The sequence below is a fragment of the Pseudomonas fluorescens genome, from assembly GCF_902497625.1.
GTDB lineage: Bacteria > Pseudomonadota > Gammaproteobacteria > Pseudomonadales > Pseudomonadaceae > Aquipseudomonas > Aquipseudomonas fluorescens_BQ.
On record NZ_CABVGX010000014.1, the window covers coordinates 1 to 18,976 of the forward strand.

At 59.1% G+C, this 18,976-nt stretch carries 19 protein-coding genes and 1 pseudogene; 8 read left to right on the forward strand and 12 right to left on the reverse strand.

From position 1 onward, the window contains the following. The coding region (locus tag F8N12_RS10690) for a response regulator transcription factor (protein WP_150580400.1) at window positions 1-335 on the reverse strand (335 nt) is incomplete at its 3' end. Between the two features lie 168 nt (window positions 336-503). On the opposite strand from F8N12_RS10690, the gene F8N12_RS10695 reads away from it, so the two are divergent. The 6 genes and pseudogenes from F8N12_RS10695 (at window position 504) to F8N12_RS10720 (ending at window position 6,356) form a co-directional block, all read left to right on the forward strand. Next, the gene (locus tag F8N12_RS10695; protein ID WP_150580401.1) at window positions 504-1,295 is read left to right on the forward strand and encodes a VacJ family lipoprotein; all 792 of its coding nucleotides are present in this window, start codon (window positions 504-506) and stop codon (window positions 1,293-1,295) included. Next, window positions 1,285-1,548, forward strand: a complete 264-nt coding sequence (locus tag F8N12_RS10700; RefSeq protein ID WP_150580402.1) for a hypothetical protein — start codon at window positions 1,285-1,287, stop codon at window positions 1,546-1,548. The genes F8N12_RS10695 and F8N12_RS10700 overlap by 11 nt, the downstream gene beginning before the upstream one ends. Window positions 1,549-1,619: 71 nt before the next feature. Beyond that, window positions 1,620-3,542, forward strand: coding sequence for an alkaline phosphatase D family protein (locus F8N12_RS10705; protein WP_150580403.1), 1,923 nt, complete (start codon window positions 1,620-1,622; stop codon window positions 3,540-3,542). A gap of 96 nt (window positions 3,543-3,638) precedes the next feature. After that, window positions 3,639-3,767, forward strand: a pseudogene (locus F8N12_RS10710) (diguanylate cyclase domain-containing protein); the annotation flags it as partial. A gap of 176 nt (window positions 3,768-3,943) precedes the next feature. Next, window positions 3,944-4,648, forward strand: coding sequence for a hypothetical protein (locus tag F8N12_RS10715; protein WP_150580404.1), 705 nt, complete (start codon window positions 3,944-3,946; stop codon window positions 4,646-4,648). A 280-nt stretch (window positions 4,649-4,928) separates the two neighbouring features. After that, a complete protein-coding gene (locus tag F8N12_RS10720; RefSeq protein WP_150580405.1) occupies window positions 4,929-6,356 on the forward strand; it encodes a PLP-dependent aminotransferase family protein in 1,428 nt (475 codons plus the stop codon). Between the two features lie 111 nt (window positions 6,357-6,467). On the opposite strand, the gene F8N12_RS10725 is transcribed toward F8N12_RS10720, so the two are convergent. The 10 genes from F8N12_RS10725 to F8N12_RS10770 form a co-directional block, all read right to left on the reverse strand. Then, entirely contained in the window at window positions 6,468-7,268 is an 801-nt protein-coding gene (locus F8N12_RS10725; protein WP_150580406.1) for an N-acyl homoserine lactonase family protein, read from the reverse strand. A 14-nt stretch (window positions 7,269-7,282) separates the two neighbouring features. Continuing rightward, window positions 7,283-8,242: a diiron oxygenase gene (locus F8N12_RS10730; RefSeq protein WP_150580407.1), complete on the reverse strand. Its 960-nt coding sequence runs from the start codon at window positions 8,240-8,242 to the stop codon at window positions 7,283-7,285. 66 nt (window positions 8,243-8,308) lie between these two features. Then, window positions 8,309-9,067, reverse strand: a complete 759-nt coding sequence (locus F8N12_RS10735) for a TauD/TfdA family dioxygenase (protein ID WP_150580408.1) — start codon at window positions 9,065-9,067, stop codon at window positions 8,309-8,311. Between the two features lie 20 nt (window positions 9,068-9,087). Further along, the gene (locus F8N12_RS10740) at window positions 9,088-9,960 is read right to left on the reverse strand and encodes a branched-chain amino acid aminotransferase (RefSeq protein WP_150580409.1); all 873 of its coding nucleotides are present in this window, start codon (window positions 9,958-9,960) and stop codon (window positions 9,088-9,090) included. A 24-nt stretch (window positions 9,961-9,984) separates the two neighbouring features. Beyond that, entirely contained in the window at window positions 9,985-11,325 is a 1,341-nt protein-coding gene (locus F8N12_RS10745; RefSeq protein ID WP_150580410.1) for a KamA family radical SAM protein, read from the reverse strand. 30 nt (window positions 11,326-11,355) lie between these two features. Next, window positions 11,356-12,000 (reverse strand): glutathione transferase, encoded by a 645-nt coding sequence (yfcF, locus tag F8N12_RS10750; protein WP_150580411.1) that lies wholly within the window; start codon window positions 11,998-12,000, stop codon window positions 11,356-11,358. Window positions 12,001-12,190: 190 nt separating this feature from the next. Further along, on the reverse strand, window positions 12,191-12,655 hold the full coding sequence (locus F8N12_RS10755; protein ID WP_150580412.1) for a cupin domain-containing protein: 465 nt from the start codon (window positions 12,653-12,655) through the stop codon (window positions 12,191-12,193). A gap of 81 nt (window positions 12,656-12,736) precedes the next feature. Next, window positions 12,737-13,234 (reverse strand): RidA family protein, encoded by a 498-nt coding sequence (locus F8N12_RS10760; protein ID WP_150580499.1) that lies wholly within the window; start codon window positions 13,232-13,234, stop codon window positions 12,737-12,739. A gap of 34 nt (window positions 13,235-13,268) precedes the next feature. Further along, window positions 13,269-14,549: an ATP-grasp domain-containing protein gene (locus F8N12_RS10765; RefSeq protein WP_150580413.1), complete on the reverse strand. Its 1,281-nt coding sequence runs from the start codon at window positions 14,547-14,549 to the stop codon at window positions 13,269-13,271. Window positions 14,550-14,591: 42 nt separating this feature from the next. Beyond that, a complete protein-coding gene (locus tag F8N12_RS10770; protein WP_150580414.1) occupies window positions 14,592-15,692 on the reverse strand; it encodes a hypothetical protein in 1,101 nt (366 codons plus the stop codon). A 147-nt stretch (window positions 15,693-15,839) separates the two neighbouring features. Between F8N12_RS10770 and F8N12_RS10775 the strand changes: the two genes are divergently transcribed. After that, window positions 15,840-17,246 (forward strand): PLP-dependent aminotransferase family protein, encoded by a 1,407-nt coding sequence (locus F8N12_RS10775; RefSeq protein WP_150580415.1) that lies wholly within the window; start codon window positions 15,840-15,842, stop codon window positions 17,244-17,246. A gap of 10 nt (window positions 17,247-17,256) precedes the next feature. On the opposite strand, the gene F8N12_RS10780 is transcribed toward F8N12_RS10775, so the two are convergent. Continuing rightward, on the reverse strand, window positions 17,257-18,030 hold the full coding sequence (locus tag F8N12_RS10780) for an AraC family transcriptional regulator (RefSeq protein ID WP_150580416.1): 774 nt from the start codon (window positions 18,028-18,030) through the stop codon (window positions 17,257-17,259). A gap of 113 nt (window positions 18,031-18,143) precedes the next feature. Between F8N12_RS10780 and F8N12_RS10785 the strand changes: the two genes are divergently transcribed. After that, complete coding sequence (locus F8N12_RS10785) at window positions 18,144-18,959, forward strand: sulfite exporter TauE/SafE family protein (RefSeq protein WP_150580417.1); 816 nt, start codon at window positions 18,144-18,146, stop codon at window positions 18,957-18,959. The last annotated feature ends 17 nt before the right edge of the window (window positions 18,960-18,976 follow it).

Sequence of the window (18,976 nt, forward strand, 5' to 3'; positions counted from 1 at the left end):
ACGCGGGCCAGCAGTTCGCGGGCGTCGAAAGGTTTGGTCAGATAATCGTCGGCGCCGAGCTCAAGGCCCACAACCCGATCACTGAGCTCGCCCATGGCGGTGAGCATGATTACGGGTATGGCGTGGCGAATGCACAATTGCTGGCACAGGACCAGTCCGCTGTCGCCGGGCAACATCACGTCAAGAATGATCAGGTCCGGCGGCTGGCCCTCGATGGCCGCCCACAGCGACGCGCCGTCGGTGGCGACGGCGACACTGTAGCCGTGCTGCACGAAGAACTTTTTCAGCAGATCGAGAACTTCGAGGTCGTCATCAACAATTAAAAGGCTGTTCACCGAAGGTCACTTGAGGGCCGAATGGAAGCGTCATCTAAAACCATTAACGGCGTCGCGTCATATATTTCAACACTGCAATAAAGCGTCAGCGATGCAATAAACCGGATATCTTCGCGCAAGCCTTGGGGCCCAACATCCGCAACTTCCTCCCACCCGAGATTTGCGTCCATGCTGCCTTTCAAATGTGCTCCCTGGCTGGCCCGAAACACTTCGATTGTGATGATGGTTGCAGGACTGGCGGGTTGCAGCAGCCAGGCGCCGTCGGATACGCAGGTCAATTGCGCCGACATTGCCTATTCGGTGTACGACCCGGTGGAACCGCTCAATCGTGGGGTCTTCGCCTTTAACCGAGTCGTTGACGATTACGCCCTGGCACCGGTCGCCCGCGGCTATCGCTACTTGCCGAACTTTTTCCAGACGGGTGTGCATAACTTCGTCGAGAACTTCGGTGAGCCAAAGGTCTTCATCAACGACGTGCTGCAAGGCAACCCAATGCGTTCGGTCAACACGCTGGGACGCTTCGCGCTTAACACCACGGTCGGCGTGCTCGGCTTGATCGACGTCTCGAGCATTGCCGGCATACCGCGCCACGAGGCGGACTTTGGCCAGACGTTCGGCGTGTGGGGCATCGGTAACGGACCGATTCTCGAGTTGCCATTATTCGGCACCTCCAACAGCCGTGATGCGGCCGGACGGGTGCTGAGTTTTATGGTCGACCCGCTGGGCAGCAACAGCGACACCGTCGAGACGCTGTCCACGATCAACACCGTCGGCGGCATCATTGACGGTCGCGCAGAAGCCCTGCCGATGACCGACAGCCTGCAAAAACTGCCGGACTATTACAGCGCCTTGCGCAACGTGGTGGCCGAGCATCGCGCAGCTTTCGTTGCCAACGGCAAACAAGGCTCAGCGGATGACACCCAACCACAGTGCACAGGAGCACCGGCCGATGGGTTCTGAACAGCAAAGTCTGGTTCTGCAGCAAAGGGTCGCCTGGCAGGGCCCGGCTGACCTGCGTTGCCGGGAAATCACCCTGCGTCTATCGCCAGACTGTCGCCAATTGGTGCTCAGCCGCTACACCGAACATTACGGCCCGGCGCTGGTGCGCTGGATAGAGCGCAGTCACACGGTGATGGTGAGCGATGTGTTTCGCTGGCTTGTGGCGAATGGGGAGTTGGAGGTGGTCAGTGACGATCGACCCAACGTTGAATGATCCTGGGCAAGTTGCAATTCATTGACATCAGCTGAGTTATTATTGCGCGCTTCTCCGCAACCTGAACCCGGATGTCCATGTCTTCACCACTCCCCGACGCCTCGCAACCTCTTCCTCCCGTCCTGGTCGGGCCGCTGTTGCGGCGCCTTGAGCCTGCGCGGCTGGTGTTGTGGCTGGTAGGGTCGCGGGGGTTGTCGCTGACGTTACGTCTGCAAAACCGTGACGACATGCGCCTGGATGCCGGGCAGTGCACGGTCATTGCGGTGGGCGCGCATGCGTTTGTTCATTTGATCGATGTGCCGCTGGCGACCGCCCTGCCCTGCGATACGCTGATCGAGTACGACCTGCTGATTGATGACGGTGCGACGGGTATCGCCGAATGGGCGCCGCATCTGTTGTACGGCGAAGCGCGCTCGCCCAATCTGGTTATTCGCTCAAAAATCGACCAGCTGCTGCACGGTTCCTGCCGCAAACCGCACTTCCCTGCGCCTGATGGTTTGCTGTGTGTGGACCGTTTGCTGGCGGCAGAGCATGAAGCGAAAGATCGACCGGCGTTGTTGATGATGAGCGGCGATCAGGTGTACGCCGACGATGTTGCCGGCCCGACGTTGCGCGCGATCCATGCCCTGATCGAGCGGCTCGGCCTGTTCGAGGAGCACCTTGAAGGGGCCGTCGTGAGCGACAGCGCCAAACTTTACGAACATGCCGCCAGTTATTACCACCGTGCAGATTTGTTACCGGCGCTGCAAGGTAATGAGACGTTGCGTGAGCGATTTTTCGGCGGTGCCCGCAAGCCGATTTTCACCAGCAGCAGCGCCGACAATCACCTGGTGACGTTTGCCGAAGTCATGGCCATGTACTTTCTGGTGTGGTCGCCGACACCATGGACATTGATCGCTCCGAAGCCGCCAAAACTGATTCCCGAACGGCGCGAGCGTTATGCGCTGGAGCAGACCCGTATCGACGGCTTCAAGGCCGGGCTGCCGGGCGTGGCTCGGGCCTTTGCGCACATCCCGTGCCTGATGATTTTCGATGACCACGATATTACGGATGACTGGAATCTTTCCGCGCAATGGGAGGAAACGGCCTACGGCCACCCGTTCTCCAAACGCATCATCGGCAATGCGCTGATTGCTTATATGTTGTGTCAGGCCTGGGGCAACAATCCGGATGCGTTCGGCACGCTGCTGAAGAAGACCGCCGGACTGATTTCGACCGGGGATGATCGCTATCTTGATAGCCCGGTGCAGGACGAGCTGATCGATGATCTGCTGAAGTTTCAGCGCTGGCATTACGTGCTGCCGACCAGCCCGGCCATCGTCGTACTCGACACCCGCACCCGGCGCTGGCGCAGTGAAATGACGTTGAAGCAACCGTCGGGTTTGCTCGACTGGGAAGCGCTCAGCGAACTGCAGCAGGAGCTGCTCGATCACCCTTCTGCAATCATCGTTTCGCCCGCGCCGGTATTTGGCGTCAAGCTGATTGAAACGGTGCAACGAGTGTTCAGCTGGTTCGGTTTTCCATTGCTGGTGGACGCAGAAAACTGGATGGCCCATCGCGGCGCAGCGCAGGTGATCCTGAACATTTTCCGACACTCGCGAACGCCAGGGAATTACGTGGTGCTGTCCGGCGATGTGCATTATTCGTTCGTCTACGAGGTATTGATCCGCCATCGCACGGCCGGCCCGAGAATCTGGCAGGTCACCAGCAGCGGCATCAAAAACGAATTCCCGCCGAGCCTGCTCGAATGGTTCGACCGGCTCAACCGCTGGCTGTATTCGCCCCGCTCGCCGCTCAACTGGCTGACCAAACGCCGACGGATGCGCATCGTCCCGCACGTTCCCGAGCATGCTGAAGCGGGTGAACGGCTGTGGAATTCTGCAGGTGTCGGGCAGGTGTTCTTTAATGAAAAAGGCCAGCCGCGGGAGATTTATCAGCTGAACGCGGATGGCTCGCCGAAGACGCGGATGGTGGCGCCTGATGAGGATGTGTGACGAATGGGTCGCGATCAGATGAAGATACCCCTGGGTACATCAACCCTGTAGGAGCTGCCGAAGGCTGCGATCTTTGGATCTTTGATTTTCAGCGCGTTGACGTCGATCGCCAACCGTTACCTCTTGAGCAAAGCCCTGCCGCAGGAATGCGACCGTGCTCAGCGTATCCGCCAGCCGCTGGCGCTGATCGCCATGGACATCGACGACTTCAAAGCAATCAACGACTGCTCGCCAGAGCCGATCAGGCACTGTTTCGATCGAAAGTCGCGGGCAAGAATGTGATTTCGGCGTGAGGGTCATTGATTCGTGACAACGCCGCGAAGGTCCAATAGATTAGGCGCCCTGAAAAGGCCGAAGGCTTTATCGCCTCAACTCAAGTTAAAAGAAGTAGTGAAATTTCAATGTCCGATTCCAATACCGCCGAATCCATAGTTACCCTGTCGTCCAAAGCGGAATACGAAAACTCCATCAATCTTTCACAGCACGCGCCACAGGCCAAGACCATCAGCGAGATGGTCCTGGACGCGTTCCAGTCCACCCGTGAGAGCGAGCAGATCCGCGAACTGCGCGCCGCGATCCGTCAGGCGCATGACGGCTTCGACGACGATAAAGCCTACGAATTGATGGGCGAACTCAAGCAACTCAAAGACGCCGAAGCAGCGGACATTGCCGCGCTGGAAGACTTGAGCAGCAAGTTCCCGATCAGTCGCATTCTGTCCAGCTTCAAGGACGACCCGGCGTTTCAGGAAATCGTTTACGGGCTGGCGTTGAAGGTGCTGAACCAGACGCATCAGGCGATCAGCAACCCGACCAGCGGCAAGAGCAAAGCGGCTCGCGCGAAGAAAGACACCGAAGTGTTCACCATCAGCAAGGACGGCGAGAGCGTGACATTGCCGCTGCGCACGCCGCGCTCGCGCTTGAACGTGGACCGTAAAGCGCTGGAGTTCCTCGGTTTCACCTTCGTCGGCGAGGGGGAAGAGGCAGAGCTGGAAGGCGAAACCTTCCTCGACAATGCCGGGACCGAGCAAGCGATCAACCGCAAGAACATCATCACCGCGCTGCAGCAGCAGACCGCGTTCGACGGGTACAGCATCACCGCGCAATAACGCAGAAATACCCAAGCCCCACGTTGCTCTGCAGCGTGGGGCTTTTTATTGCGCGCTCCGACGTCTCTGACACCCGTCCCCCACCCTCTGGTGCACCTGCCAAAAGGTGGTTGCAAAGTGCCATATCCTTCAGCAGTCAATTCTGATCCTCGCCGCTACGCTGATCCGTACCGGCACCAGAATTACTTTCCCCAACCCTTGAGCACCACGGGTCCGCCTGCGGGGAGCGTCAACTCACTTTCCAGCCCAAGACTTCAGTGGTGCGATTGCTGAGGTCATCATGCACACAACCCCTCTATACCGTCAGTTAGCCAACCACTACCTCGACGCGATCCGCAGTGGCACCTTGAAAACCGGTGAACGGTTCCCGTCCATCAGGCTGATGATGGAAAAACACGCGGTCAGCCTGTCGACGGCGGTGCAGGTCTGCCGAGAGCTCGAGGACTGTGGCGTGCTGGAAGCCCGACCGCGGTCCGGCAACTACATTCGCCAACCCGACGTCCTGGCCACACCCAGGACCGCCCCGCCTCCCCCGCTGGACAGTGACATTTACGCGGGCATTCACCAGCAGGTGTCGCTGGTGCTCAAGGCGAGCCAGCGCGCGACGATCGAGGTCAACTTCGCCAGTGCCTGCTGCGCGCCGGAACTCTATCCGCTGAAAGCCCTGCAGGACCCTATGATCAAGGCGCTGCGCCGAGCCCCGCAATTGTTGGGCACAACGGGCACAACCGCTGGCCACATCGCGTTACGCACTGTGCTCGCACGACGGGCGTTGACCGCGAAAACCCACCTCAGCGCCGAGCAGATTGTGATCACCCACGGCGCGACGGAAGCGATAAACCTGGCGTTGCGCGCGGTTACCCGACCCGGCGACACCGTGGCGGTGGAATCGCCGACGTCCTACGGTTTATTGCAGATCATCGAAAGCCTGAACCTGCGGGTGCAGGAAGTGCCGGCGAGCGCCCATGCCGGAATCAATCTGTTCGCCCTCGAGCAACTTTTGAATGGCCCTGGACGGATCAAGGCGCTGATCGTCATGCCCAACTTGCAAAATCCGCTGGGCAGCATCATGCCCGACGCCCACAAGGCACGGCTGGTGCAACTGTGCGCGGAGCACAACACCGTGCTGATCGAGGATGACAGCTACGGCGAACTGGTGGATAACGACCAACCGTTGTCCACGCTCAAACACTGGGACCGCACCGACAACGTGATCTATTGCGCGTCCCTGAACAAGACCCTCGCGCCGGGTCTGCGGCTGGGCTGGATCAGCGCGGGCCGCTGGCATGCGCGGGTGGAGATGCTCAAGTACACGCAGTCACGCGGTTGCGACACGTTGGCGCAAGTGGCGGTGAGTGGGTTCATGCGTACGCCATCCTACGAACGTTACCTGCGGCGTTTGCGCAAGATTCTGACGCAGCAGCGCCAGCAGATGAGCGCAGCAATCCTGAAGTATTTTCCCGGAGGCACCCGCGTCACCCGCCCCCGTGGCGGCACGCTGCTGTGGGTGGAACTGCCTCGCGAGTACTCGTCGATGGTGTTGTTTCATGAAGGGTTGAAGGCCGGCATCCAGATTTCGCCTGGGGATATCTTTTCCAACGACACCCGCTTCAATCATTTCGTGCGCATCGGCTGCGGCGCGCCGTATTCACCGCAGATCGATGAAGCGCTGGCGACGTTGGGTCAACTGCTGAACAACCAGCGCTGATCACCACCAACCGGAGCAAGCTTGCTCGCGATGAACGATAGCGCGGTGATTCAGAAGGAACGCGTTATCGTTGTTCGCGAGCAAGCTTGCTCCTGCGGGCTTGGGTAATCTTCAGATTGGGTGCCGGTGCAAACAGATGATGTGCGGATCTTCATTCCAGTGGGGAAACAGCTCGGCAATCAACGGGTCGTGACCGGGGATCACATGATTTTCTCCATCGGCCAGACTGTCGATCAGGCTGAACGCTTCCAGCGTCTGCGCCATGTCATCGAGAATCGGAAACGGACTGCGCTGGCGGATGTTCGCCCACAAATGCGCCGCGTCCGAGGCCAATACGATCCAGCCCCGCTCGGTGTGCACGCGCACCACCTGGCTGCCGGGCGTATGTCCGCCGACACAGTGCAGCGAGACGCCCGCAAGCACCTCGACCGTGCCGTTGTGCAAACGCATCCGGCCATCGAACAACGGCGGCAACGCCGACATCACGTCCTCGACCTCGTAGGTTTTGTTTACCGTGCGATGAGCCATCTTCGGACCGGTGCAGAAACGCAGTTCCGCTTCCTGCAGATGCACCGTCGCTTTCGGAAACAAGCCCAGATTACCGGCGTGATCCCAATGCAGATGCGTCAGGATCAAATCATCAACCTGCGTCGGATCAATATCCAGCAAGCGTAGGGATTCTTCCGGCAGGCGATACATCTGACGGTCTCGCCGCTGCGCCGTCGCCGGCTGAAAACAGGTGTCGACGACGATGACGCGCTGTTCGTTGCGAATCACCCAGAAGTAATAATCCAGCGGCATCGAAGCGTCTGGATCGCCGCAACAGGCATCGTAGAGAAAGTTCTCCCGCGCGGTGCGCTGGGCATTGGCGCCGACACGGATGGCGAACACTTCGTACACAGGAATGGACATTTTCACCTCCCGGTTCACGCGGCTGCAGTGGCTTTGAGGGTCGGACGAAAATCGAAGTCGATCTGCTCAAGAATGCCCAGGTCCTCCGCCAGACGATGCAGGCCGCTGTAGTCACGCATGATCGTCGCGTTCTTGTTGCTCTCCCGTGTGTCGGCGATGATCTGCGCGGCGTCCTGGACGCCAACCTGCGTCAGAATGGCTTCCCACATCGAATAGTCCTGGGCGACAAATGCACTCAGCGCCACCGACAGGGTGCGTGCGAAAAAGCTGCGTTGCACGTCAGGCATGTTCGCGTACATGACCTTGGCCACCTCGGCGAGAATTTTGCTGTGGGCATATTCGTCGCGATTGTGCAGCTCGGCCACGCGACGGTTTTGCGGCTGGATGGTGTAGTCATCCGCGAGCAAATCCAGGTACGCGTTGACGCTGATTTCGGCCACCACCGCAAAAGTGATCGCCGCCAGATCACGCTGCCACTGCTCCGGCAGTTCTTTGCGCAAAGCGATCAGACGCAGGTAGGTCACCGACGGCGGCAGGTCCAGATCCTGATCAAGCGCCCGCTGCTCCCTGGTTCGCTCGATGGCGCGCAGGTGCATGAGCGTGTGATAGTGCTCATCAATCAGCGTCTGTTGCATCGCCTCGCGAAAATGCCAGTCGTCCTTGCCCAGGTACTGATTGGCGATGACGCTCAGGGCCGGGTTCACCACATGTTCCTCGGCGGTGACGGTGCGCAGGTTGTAGCCGATCCAGCCCCAGGTCAGCACGCTGCTTTTGAGCTCATCGCTCAGTGCCTGGAATGACGGATGGTGGAAAAACGGCACCATGCACTCCGGATAGTCCGCCAGCGCAGGATCGAATGCCTCGCTGACCGCGAGCTTGTCCGGCGAACACACGGTGGCCCTTTTGGTCCAGGCCTGATTGAGCCGCACGACCAGCTGATGATCGACGCTGGCAATTTCGATTGCTGTTTGCATGACACGTTACCTGTAGGACGCGTACCCGCGCGGGGTACGCCAATTGAAAAGTGCACGACGGATGCATCAGGCCAGCCAATAACGAGTCAGGTTCCGCGCCGGATCGCTGTAACGACTGCGGGCGTGGACCATGCGCCAGTTGTCCCAGATCAGCAGGCAGCCGTGAGGAATCAGTACCGGCGTGTTGTGCTGCACGAAATAGGCTTCGCCCAGCTTCGCGAATCGAGCCAGCGGCGATGAGCTGCCAGCGACCTTCGAGCGCTGCAGATCAGCCTTGGACGGATTCACATCGCCGTAGTGAAACTGGTTGTAACTAAAGCGGAAAATGTCGCCATCCTCGGTCGGCGTGAGGATGTACTCCTTGACCCGACGCTGCGCGGCCTCGCCAGGTTTGGCCGTGGCGACGAACTCCACGGGCGTGTCATCGAGCCACTCGCGCAACGCGGGCTCGGTGCGCTGCAGATATTGCAAAAACTCGTAGCCGTCGACCAGCCCTGTGTGCCCACCGCCGCAGGTTGCCTGTTGATGACAATGCAACGCCAGGTAGCGCGGCGGCGGCCCGTACACCGGCGCTTCGGTGTGCGGGCCGATGCCGTTCATGCTTTGCGAATACGGCAGTTCTTCGTAGCCCGGCTTGCGGGTAATGGCGAAGGCAATTTGCCCGTTGAATTGCGGAATGATCCGGCCAAACGCTTGTAGTGTGCCGACAACATCATCGGCAAACTCGTCCGGCGTCAGCACCGCCCAACCTTGTGCCGCCAGCTCTTCGTGGCGGTGGCCCAGTGCAACGTAAGGTTTGGATGCAACGATCCCTTGATCTGACATGGTGAAATTCCTGGCGGTTATCAGGCGTTGACGGTTGTGGTGTAAGCGGCAATGAAGTCGCGGCAGGCACTGCCCGGTCGATAGCGCTGCTGATCGATGCATTGCACGGGTGTGATTTCGGCCGCAGTGCCTGTGAGAAAACACTCGTCGAAGTCGCCCAGCTCGGCAGGAACAATCGTGCGTTCGACGACTTGATAATCCAGCGCCTCGGCCAGCTGGATCACGGTTTGCCGGGTAATGCCGTTGAGGAAGCAATCCGGCAGCGGCGTGTGCAACGTACGACCTTTGACGAAAAACACATTGGCGCTGGTGGCTTCGGCGACGTTGCCGCGCCAGTCGAGCATCAGCGCATCGTGAAAGCCGTTGTTCTCGGCATCGTGTTTGCTCAGTGTGGCGATCTGATAATGCCCGGACGCCTTGGCCTCGAACGGGCTGCTGCTCGGTGGCGGCCGGCGCCACTCGGCGGTTTTCAGGCGAATACCGGCCATGTGCCCGGCGGGGTCGAAATAGCTCGGCCACTGCCAGCAGGCGATTGCCACATGCACCCGGTTAAACCGTGCCGAAGTCGAGATCATTTCACTGCCGCGCCAAGCCACAGGCCGCAGGTAGCCGTCGACAACCTGATTGCGCCGCAGCAGTTCATGGCTCGCCTTTTCCAGCTCGGCGAGCTCGAACGGAATGGCGAAATCCATCAATTGCGCCGAGCGGTACAGACGCTCGCTGTGTTCGCGCAATTTGAAAATTTTGCCGTTATACACGCGCTCACCTTCATACACCGTGCTCGCGTAATGCAGGCCATGGCTCAGCACATGCAGGCGCGCCTGCGACCACTCAACGAACTCGCCATCAAGCCAGATAAAACCTTCTCGCTGATCAAACGGGATGCCATTCATTTCCCTGTCTCCTGATGAATCGTCCTACGCCGTTTCGAGCAGCACCGGTATCAATTCCGGTGTCGCCAACGAATCGGTCTGAAAGAAAAAGCTGCGCTCGCCGAACGCCGGGCGCAGCTCGTCAAACCACGTCGCTTGAGGGTCGTAACACGCGTAAAACGTGCGCAAGACCCAGAGCGGATTTCGCGCCTGCAGGAACTGCAACACGAAGACTTTTTCCCCAGCGACGGTATCGATGCCATTGATCAGAATCTTGCCGTAGAAGGTACTCATGGACGGCCCGCGCACCGTGCGTGCCAGCCCGGAGACGCTGCGGTAGGCCGACTGAAATATTTCAAAGGCACGGGCCAGCGGCAGCGCGAAGTAATGGCTGGGGCCGGTGTCGCGCTCCACGAACATGTAATAGGGCACGGCACCCAGGCGTACCCCTTCCGTCCACAAGGCCGCCCAATCGCCCGGGTTGTCGTTGATGTGACGAATCACCGGCGCCTGCATGCGCAGCGTGGCTCCCGTGGCTCGAATACGTTCGACGGCCTGGCGGGCGATGTCCTGGCGCAGCTCAACCGGGTGGTTGTAGTGGCCCATGATCGACAGGTGTTTGCCCGCCGCGACAATCCTTTCAAACAGCGCCAACAGCTCCGGCGCGTCCTTGTCGCTGACAAAGCGCTGCGGCCAGTACGCCACGGACTTGGTGCCGATGCGGATGCTGTTCAGATGCGGCAACAACAGCAGCGGCTCGAGGTAAGCGGCCAGCGAACGGGTATTCATGATCATCGGATCGCCACCGGTGATCAGCACGTCGGTGACTTCGGTGTGCACGCGCAAGTAGCTCACCAGCTCCTGGGATTCACGCGCATTGAACTTGAGTTCTTCCTCGCCGATGAACTGCGCCCAGCGAAAACAGAACGTGCAGTAGGCGTGACACGTCTGACCGGCACCCGGGAAAAACAGCACGGTCTCGCGGTACTTGTGCTGAATGCCCGACAGGAGTTTTCCTTCAAGCAGCGCGCCGTTGTGCGTCAGCTGCCCGGCCGGATGCGGGTTCATGCGCAGCCAGATGGCTTCAATTCGGCGCTTGATCGCCGCCGCATCGTCGGTCTCGATCAGTTGCTTGAGTGACGCATATTCGTCCGGCAGCAGCATGTCCTTGTGCGGAAAGGTCATGCGGAAAATCGGGTCGTCCGGGATATTGTTCCAGTCGATCAACGTGCTCAGGACATAGTCATTGGTGCGAAACGGCATGACCCTGGCAACGACGTTCATGGCTTCCTGCAACGCCGGCGTCAGCTTGTTCCAGTAAGGCGTCTCGCGAATGGTGCGTGAGTTATAGGGCTTGTATCTCTCGTGCTCCGACAGTCCCTGCATGGCGACGCTCCTGAATCTTTCTGACGGTGATTACTGAATGGAGGGCGCTGCGCGCTCGATGTCCATCCATGACCGAACGCTGTCGCGGTCCCACTGGCGGCGGACATAATCGGTAAGTCGTGCAGGCATAGGGTCGCCATTGGCGAGCAGTCGGTTGAGCATGATTGCCAGGTCGGTGTCGGCAATGCTCCAGGCACCGAACAGATGCCCGGCGCCCTCTTCCAGCAGCCGATCGGCGACGAAGAACAGTCTGCTCACGGCCGCCAAGGCGTCGTCTGACAGCGGGGTGTCTTTCTTGCCGAAGTAGATGAGGTCTGCCGGGCGCTCCTTGCGAATCACCAGCAGATCGCTGCGCAGCCAGGCCTGGAGTTGCCGGGCACGGGCACGTTGCTGGATGTCGAGCGGATAAAGTTTGTTGTGCCCCGGCGCCAGTTCTTCCAGGTATTCAGCGATGGCCGAGGATTCCGACAAGGCAAAACCCTGATGTACCAGCGTGGGAATTTTGCACGTCAGGGAAATATCGCGATAACTGGCCTGATAATTTTCGCGCGCCTTTAAATCGAGCGTAACCAGTTCAAACGAAAGTTGTTTTTCCTTCAACGCTACAAATGCCGACATGGCAAATGCACTGACATAATCGGCGCCAACATACAGTTCAAGCTTGATACTTTCCATAGAACGCTCCTTTGCTCTAACCTCTCAAGAGGTTGCTTGGGAACGATCGTATTGAGTTGGCTTTTCGCTGAATAGATACAGAAATTATTTGTTTCGACGGATACAGAACTTAAAATCAGCGAACATAAAAAAGGGCATTTGCAAAGCAAACACCCATTTATTCACCGAAGCGAAACATATTCCAAAGTTATCAAACCACCGCTTCGGCGGAGCCGCCGAGTTGCGCCATTTGCGGCATATTGCTCAGGTTCAGCATCGCCAGTGGCTGGCTGCTGCTGTTGATGAAACCGTGCCGTGTCCAGGCCGGCACCAGTAACACATCGCCAGTGCTGACGGTGACCGCTTGCGCATCGCCCAAGGTCAGCTCCCCGCTGCCAGACTGGATAATAAACAGATGCCACCAGGCATGCGCATGGCCATTGAGCGTCCCGCCGGGTTTCAGCCATTGCATGGACACCGCCATCCCTGGCAGCAAGTTGCAGCCATCGGTGCTGTTGTGATGAGCCAGCGCGACAATATCGACATTGCCGGCCTCGAGGCTTCGGCGCTGATCCGCAAGGTCGTCACACCGCCACACTCTTGCACTCAGTGGAGGCCGGTTCAAACTTTCGCGAAACGCCTGATACGGAAAATATCCACCTTTAATATCACTCATGCGCACACACCGGCTTGTAATCGAGCTGAACATTCGACACTGGGCCAACAGCTGACGCCTCTAAAACCGCCCCACTTACCTTCATATTGCCGAAGGGCGAAGCGCCACAATCATATCCACTTCGACCGCGGCATTTTTCGGTAACTGATAAACACCCACGGTGGTTCGGGTATGTTTGCCCACATCGCCAAGTACATGGCTGAACACATCCGAGGCGCCGTTGGCGACTTCGCTGAGGTCGACAAAATCTGCCGTGGATTTGACGTACACGGTGACGCGTAACAGCGACTTGATCTTGTCCAGCGAACCGATCGCATCGACGATCAATGCAAGCCCGCGCATGGCGCTGATACTGGCAGCCGTCTGCGCATCACTGAGGGTCAGTTCCATGCCCACTCGACCCGGGTACTGAATTTCCCCATTCATGCGCGGCACCATTCCGCTGATGTACAGCTCATCGTGATGCCTCACCAGCGGCGCGTAATGGCCGCCGGCGGTGTTCTCTCCGTAGATGTCGTAACGCAACTCTTTCGCCAGGGCGATGAAGCGCTCATCACAGGACATTTTCTGCACAAACATTCTTTGTACTCTCATGACGCATACTCCTGAAGACTTAGCCCGCTGCCCGTGCCGGTACGGCAAGGCAGTTGATTTCAATGCGCGATTCAACGGCTTCGGCCAGACGCAGCAGGTCGTCGCTGAGTTGTGCGTAGTGCTCGTTGAACAGAACGATGTGACCGATGAACGACATGTTGTCTTTCACCACAGCGCTGACCGAATCGCCGACGCGTCGGCTGTACACCGATTCCACCAGTTCGATACCCAGTTCCAGGGCGAGCAATTCGATGTCCGGCGCGGCGCGCAACAGACCGCCAGCAGGGGCTCGCAGCAAGCGGATGCCGCAATAGCCGCGAGCCACCGGCTGATGTGCCGCTGACTGGCCTTCCACGGCCCAGCGGACCCAGTGCTCCCAAGGATCGAAATCCACGAACGCCAGACGCGCAAGGTCCCAGATGTGCATGCCGCCGGGGCGCATGTTGGTTTCGACGGCCGAGGTCAGGCCGTCGCGGCGCAGGAACACTTCGTTGTGATAAGCGCCGTTGTCCAGCGAAACCAACGCCGACATGTGCTGCCCGGCCGCCGCGAGCCGGTCCTGTACTTCAGCCGTCAACGGTGCCGGTACGATCTGCTGGATTTCCGCGCGATAAGCGCCATGGGTGGTGGTTTTCTCGGTCACCCAGGTGCTGCCCGCGACGAAATCCCAGCTGTATTCGCAGGCGTGCTGGATCAGTTCCTCGATGACGATACCGCCGTCGCGATACGGTTTGAGTGCCAGCCAGGCTTCATCGCATTCGGACGGGTGATGGATGACGCGACAGCCTCTGCTCGCGCCTTCGCACGCCGGTTTGATGAAGGCTTTGCCGCCCAGCTCGACCACTCGCTGGCGCAGTTCGCCGAGGCTTTCGACGCGCGCGGAAAACACCGGGCGGTAATCTCGCGGTGCACTGGTGGAGCGGGCTTCGAGCTGGCGGAATATCTGTTTGTCCAGTCCCGCGCGGGCCTCGGCGGGCGTGATCCCCGGCAAGCCGAAATGAGTCGCCAGTGCCGCGCCGAGCAGCACGCCGCGGTCGGAAAACGGCAACACACCGATCAGCTTCCAGCGGTCGGCACTCAGGCAGCCCGCGACCCACTCAAGGGAGTCGACCACACTCTCGGGCGCCAGCGAGGCGCTGCAGACGTGGTCGGCGACTTGATCGTCGCCTTGCTGAATGCGATCGACCACCAGGATCAATCGAGCGTTGTACAGTGTCTTGCAGAGGTCGCGCAGCTTGCGGATATCGTCTACCCGATTGCCGTTATAACCGACCACTACTACGCATGACGTGGTGTTCATTGAAGCCTCCGGACTGTGGAGCAAAAACGCAAAGGCAATGACTCAGTCGTGCAGTGACGCGTTGGATTTACGGTTGAGCCAATACCAGGCGAGGATGCCGCCCGCACCGATGGCGGCCAGGATCAACGCGTTGTAAGGCGGTGGAACGACGCGCATGACCAGCACCGTCAGCCCGGCACCAACGCCCAGCGAGACTTCCTTGACGAACATGTTGTTCTGCTTGACCGAGAAGTAGTCGAGGTAGCTGAATGCGCATTCGGCAAGGGACAGCAATGCCACCCAGATCAGCGCGCCGATCAGTGTGTCGACGTAAAAAGCGGCCGGTGATGAGAGGACGAGGAAGCCGCCGATGATGATGCCGATCACCGCAACCACCTTGAAGCGACCGGTACGCTCGATCAGCTTCATGACCGGCATCTGCGCAAACACCACCACTGCACTGTTGAGGATCAGCATCAAACCGTACCAGGCGGGCAATTCGCCGGCTTTCAGCAGAATCGCCTGGGGCAGAATCGAGAACACGCCGAACAGCTTGATGCCCATGATCAGGCCAGCAATGACCCACGGCAGCTTGTTACGCCAGCCGCTGCCATCATGGCTCGAAGGACTGGCAACCAGGGGCTGCGTGGTGAACGTCGCGCCCATGGCGATTGGCAGGCAGAGCAGGACGAAACCTGCGGCACCGAGGAAAAACAGGGTGGGCGTCAGCAGCGGCGACAGCAGAATCAACCCGGCCACCAGACTGCCCATGTTCATGGCTACGCGGTTGTAGGCGGCGCCCTCCTTGGTCTGCGCCGCTTCACTCTTGATCAGGTAACCGGCGATGGCGATACCATAGGCAAACAACGCTGCGGCGAACATGACGATGCCCTGGTTGCTGGTGACCGCCAACAACACCAGCCCGAGCGCGGCGCACATCAGCGTGACGCTCAGGGAGCGACGGCCCAGCACCAGCAACGTCAGGGGCAGCAACAACAGCAAGGCGCGATAGCCGAGGGCGAGGATGCTGTTGGTGGCAGTGTCGAGCCAGACGTTAGCTTTGCCCAGCACTGCAAACAGCGACACAGCGGTAATCATCCGGATCGTGAACAAGCGAATGTTGATCACTGGTTTGGCAACCGCCAGTGTGGTTGGAGCGCTCATGCAATACCTCTGGAAAATCGATTGTTCAGGCGTCCAGCGCGAACAATCGGGAAAGTCTGTAAGGTGATGGTAGAGACGCAGGCTTGTTCTGATCAGAGCAAGTTTGGTGAGAATCGAACGAAGTTTACTGCCGGAGAGACCAGTAAAATGCAGGTGCAGCGCGCAGTGATCGCCGCGATCGAGTTCCAGCCCGGAGTGCCGCTGGTGCAGCAGATCGTCGACCAGTTATCGACGGCCATCAGTCAGGGCGGGCTGCCGCACGGCGCGAAGCTGCCGCCGATTCGCGAGCTCTCCGACCTGATGAATGTGGGCAAGTCGACGGTCGTGGATGCGCTGGACCGCTTGCGCGCCAAAGGGCTGGTGGTTTCACGCCAGGGCTCGGGGCATTACGTGCACCGCTCCACCACGCTTAAAACCGATGCCGGCCCGGACCTGCAACCTCAGGACACCCTCAGCGTGGTGCGCCGCGCGGTGCTGCAGGACACCGGCGCACTGCGCCCCGGAGCAGGTTTTCTACCCTCTTCGTGGCTGCCGGCAGATGAATTGCTGAAAGCCGTGCGCGGCACCTTGCGCGCGACTTCACTGCGTATGGGCGAATATGGCGTAGCCGCCGGTTACGTGCCGCTGCGCGAGGCATTGCAGGTCAAGCTGGCGGCCATCGGTATCGAAGCGCCGCTGGACCAGATCGTCACCACGGCCAACACCGTGCAAGCCATCGACATGCTCATGCGCCTGCTGGTCAAACCGGGCGACACGGTGCTGCTCGACGATCCGTGTTATTTCACCATGCACACCAATCTGGCCCTGCACGGCGCCAAGGTCATCACCATTAACCGTGGTGCGGAGGGTATGGACCTGGAGGCGTTCGAGCGATTGCTGATCGTGCATCGGCCCGTGCTCTACATGACCAACAACGTGCTGCATAACCCCACCGGGCACTCGTTCACCCCGGCCCAGGTTTATCGCTTGCTGGAGTTGAGCCACCGCTACGGATTTCACATCGTTGAAGATGATTTGTATTGCGACCTGCAACAACGCAGCACTCCTCGCCTGGCCGCAGGCGGGCTGGACAACGTCAGCTACGTTTCCGGCTTCTCCAAAACCCTGACCGCCAACAGCCGTGTCAGCTACGCCGTGTTGTCGCCGCAACTGGCCGCCCGCATGATCACCCTGAAAATGGCCTGCGGCGGCATGACGTCGGAGCTGGCGGAGCAGATCATCTGCACGATGCTCAGCGACGGCAGCTACGCCAAACACACCCGGCGCACCGTGGATCGACTCTACGAGTCGAGCAGCCGGGTCACCCGCTGGCTGATCGACGCCGGTTGCTCGCTGTCATCGCTGCCCCACGAAGGGTTGTTTTTGTGGACGCGATTGCCGGAAGGTTTTCATGCGGAAACCCTGGCCAGGAAAGGTCTGGACATCGACCTGGTGCTGGCGCCAGGGACCCTGCTGAGCAAAGCGCCGGACGCCAGTCAGTTCCTGCGTTTCAACGTCGCGCACAGCGACAACCTTCAGGTGCGAGATCGGTTCTTGCAGTTGCTCGAGACTTGATTCGATCCATTCAGCGCGAGTGGTCTTCCAGGTAGGCCGTCGGTGCTTGCCCGAGTATTCGACGAAACATGGTTGAAAAGGCCGCAGGACTTTCATAGCCGAAATCCAGGGCAATCCGTGTGATCGAGACCCCGGCCGACAGCTTGGCCAATGCCAGGACGACACATGCCCGCTGTCGCCACTGACCAAAGCTCATGCCTGTCTGCTCCCGGAACAGTCGACTGAAGGACCGTTCACTCATGTGTAAATCACGCGCCCACTCCTGCGGCGACTGATGAATGTCTGGCGCCTGAAGAAATGCCTGACAACGCAGCAATAATCGCGGATCAATCGGTAACGGGATATGCAAAGGTAGCTGTGTCGCCCGGGCCAGTTCGTGCAGCAACAGATTCATCAGCGCCCCATCACGCCCCTCCTCCTCATATTCCAGAGGCACATCCACGGACTCCATCAGTAACTGGCGCATCAGCGGCGAGACGCTGATGACCTGGCAGTCCATCTTGGATGAAGGCACGCTGGCAGGCTCGATATAAAGGCTGCGGGTACTCACCCCGAAGTACAACACTTCGTGAGCCACCTGCGGCGGTATCCAGACTGCGCGCTGCGGCGGAACAATCCAGTTGGCCCCCTTGGTGACGACCTTCATGACGCCCTTGGCGCCATAGAGCAGCTGTGCGCGCCGATGGGTATGGCTGGGATGCAAAAACCCATGGGGGTAGTCAGAGCCGATTGCAACGACTGCGCGGGGGGTGGCATCCAACTGATGGATCGGAATGTTTCGCATGGCTTGGCTTACTGGAAAGTGGCCGAAACTCAAACATATTTGGCTCGAATGCTCAAGCCGCCCTCAATCGACTGCTCTATCGTACGCCGCGATTGCTAATGGAATTGGGCGACATGATTTATTTACTGCTGGCTTTTTTTGGTTGTTTTGCAGGCGTCACCACCGTTCTATTCGGGTTCGGCGGCGGCTTTATTATCGTGCCGGTCCTCTATCGGGTGCTGTCAGCCACTCATGGTGCAGACGACGTCATAGCCCAGTCTGCCATGCACATTGCAGTGGCGACTTCTACCTGCGTCATGATCGTTAATGCGTCAATCAGTACTCGAAACCACGCACGAGCCGGCACGTTATTGAAACCTTATATTTGGCCGCTCGCCGGGTTCATAGGTCTTGGAGCAATTGCGGGCGCCGTGACGGCGGATCTTCTGGATGGCGAGTTTTTGCGTATCGCATTTGTTGTCTATTTAGTGATCACGATTATTGACTGTTTGTTTCGGCGCGGTTTCATAGAACAAAAAGCGAATACCAAACCCGAAAGTCTGGGCAGATTCGCGACAATATCCGGCGGCACCGGAATCGGCGCAGTGGCGACCGCGCTCGGCGTCGGCGGCAGCGTCATGACGGTCCCGTTACTTCGGCGATGTGGCTTGAGCATGACCCAGGCGACCTCCATGGCTAACCCGCTGAGTTTACCGGTGGCACTGGCAGGAACAGCAACCTACATACTGATGGCACACGTGACGGGTAATGACTTGGGCTTTGGATACCTGGGTTACGTCGACCTCCTGGCATTTTGTGTATTGACGCTGGGGGCGGTAATTGGCATCAGGCTTGCCAGCCCAATGATTGGCAAGATACCCGACAGAACACACGCGATTATCTATATAAGTCTATTGGTCATCGTTCTGCTGAGCATGCTATTCAAGTAACAAAACACAACTGCAAA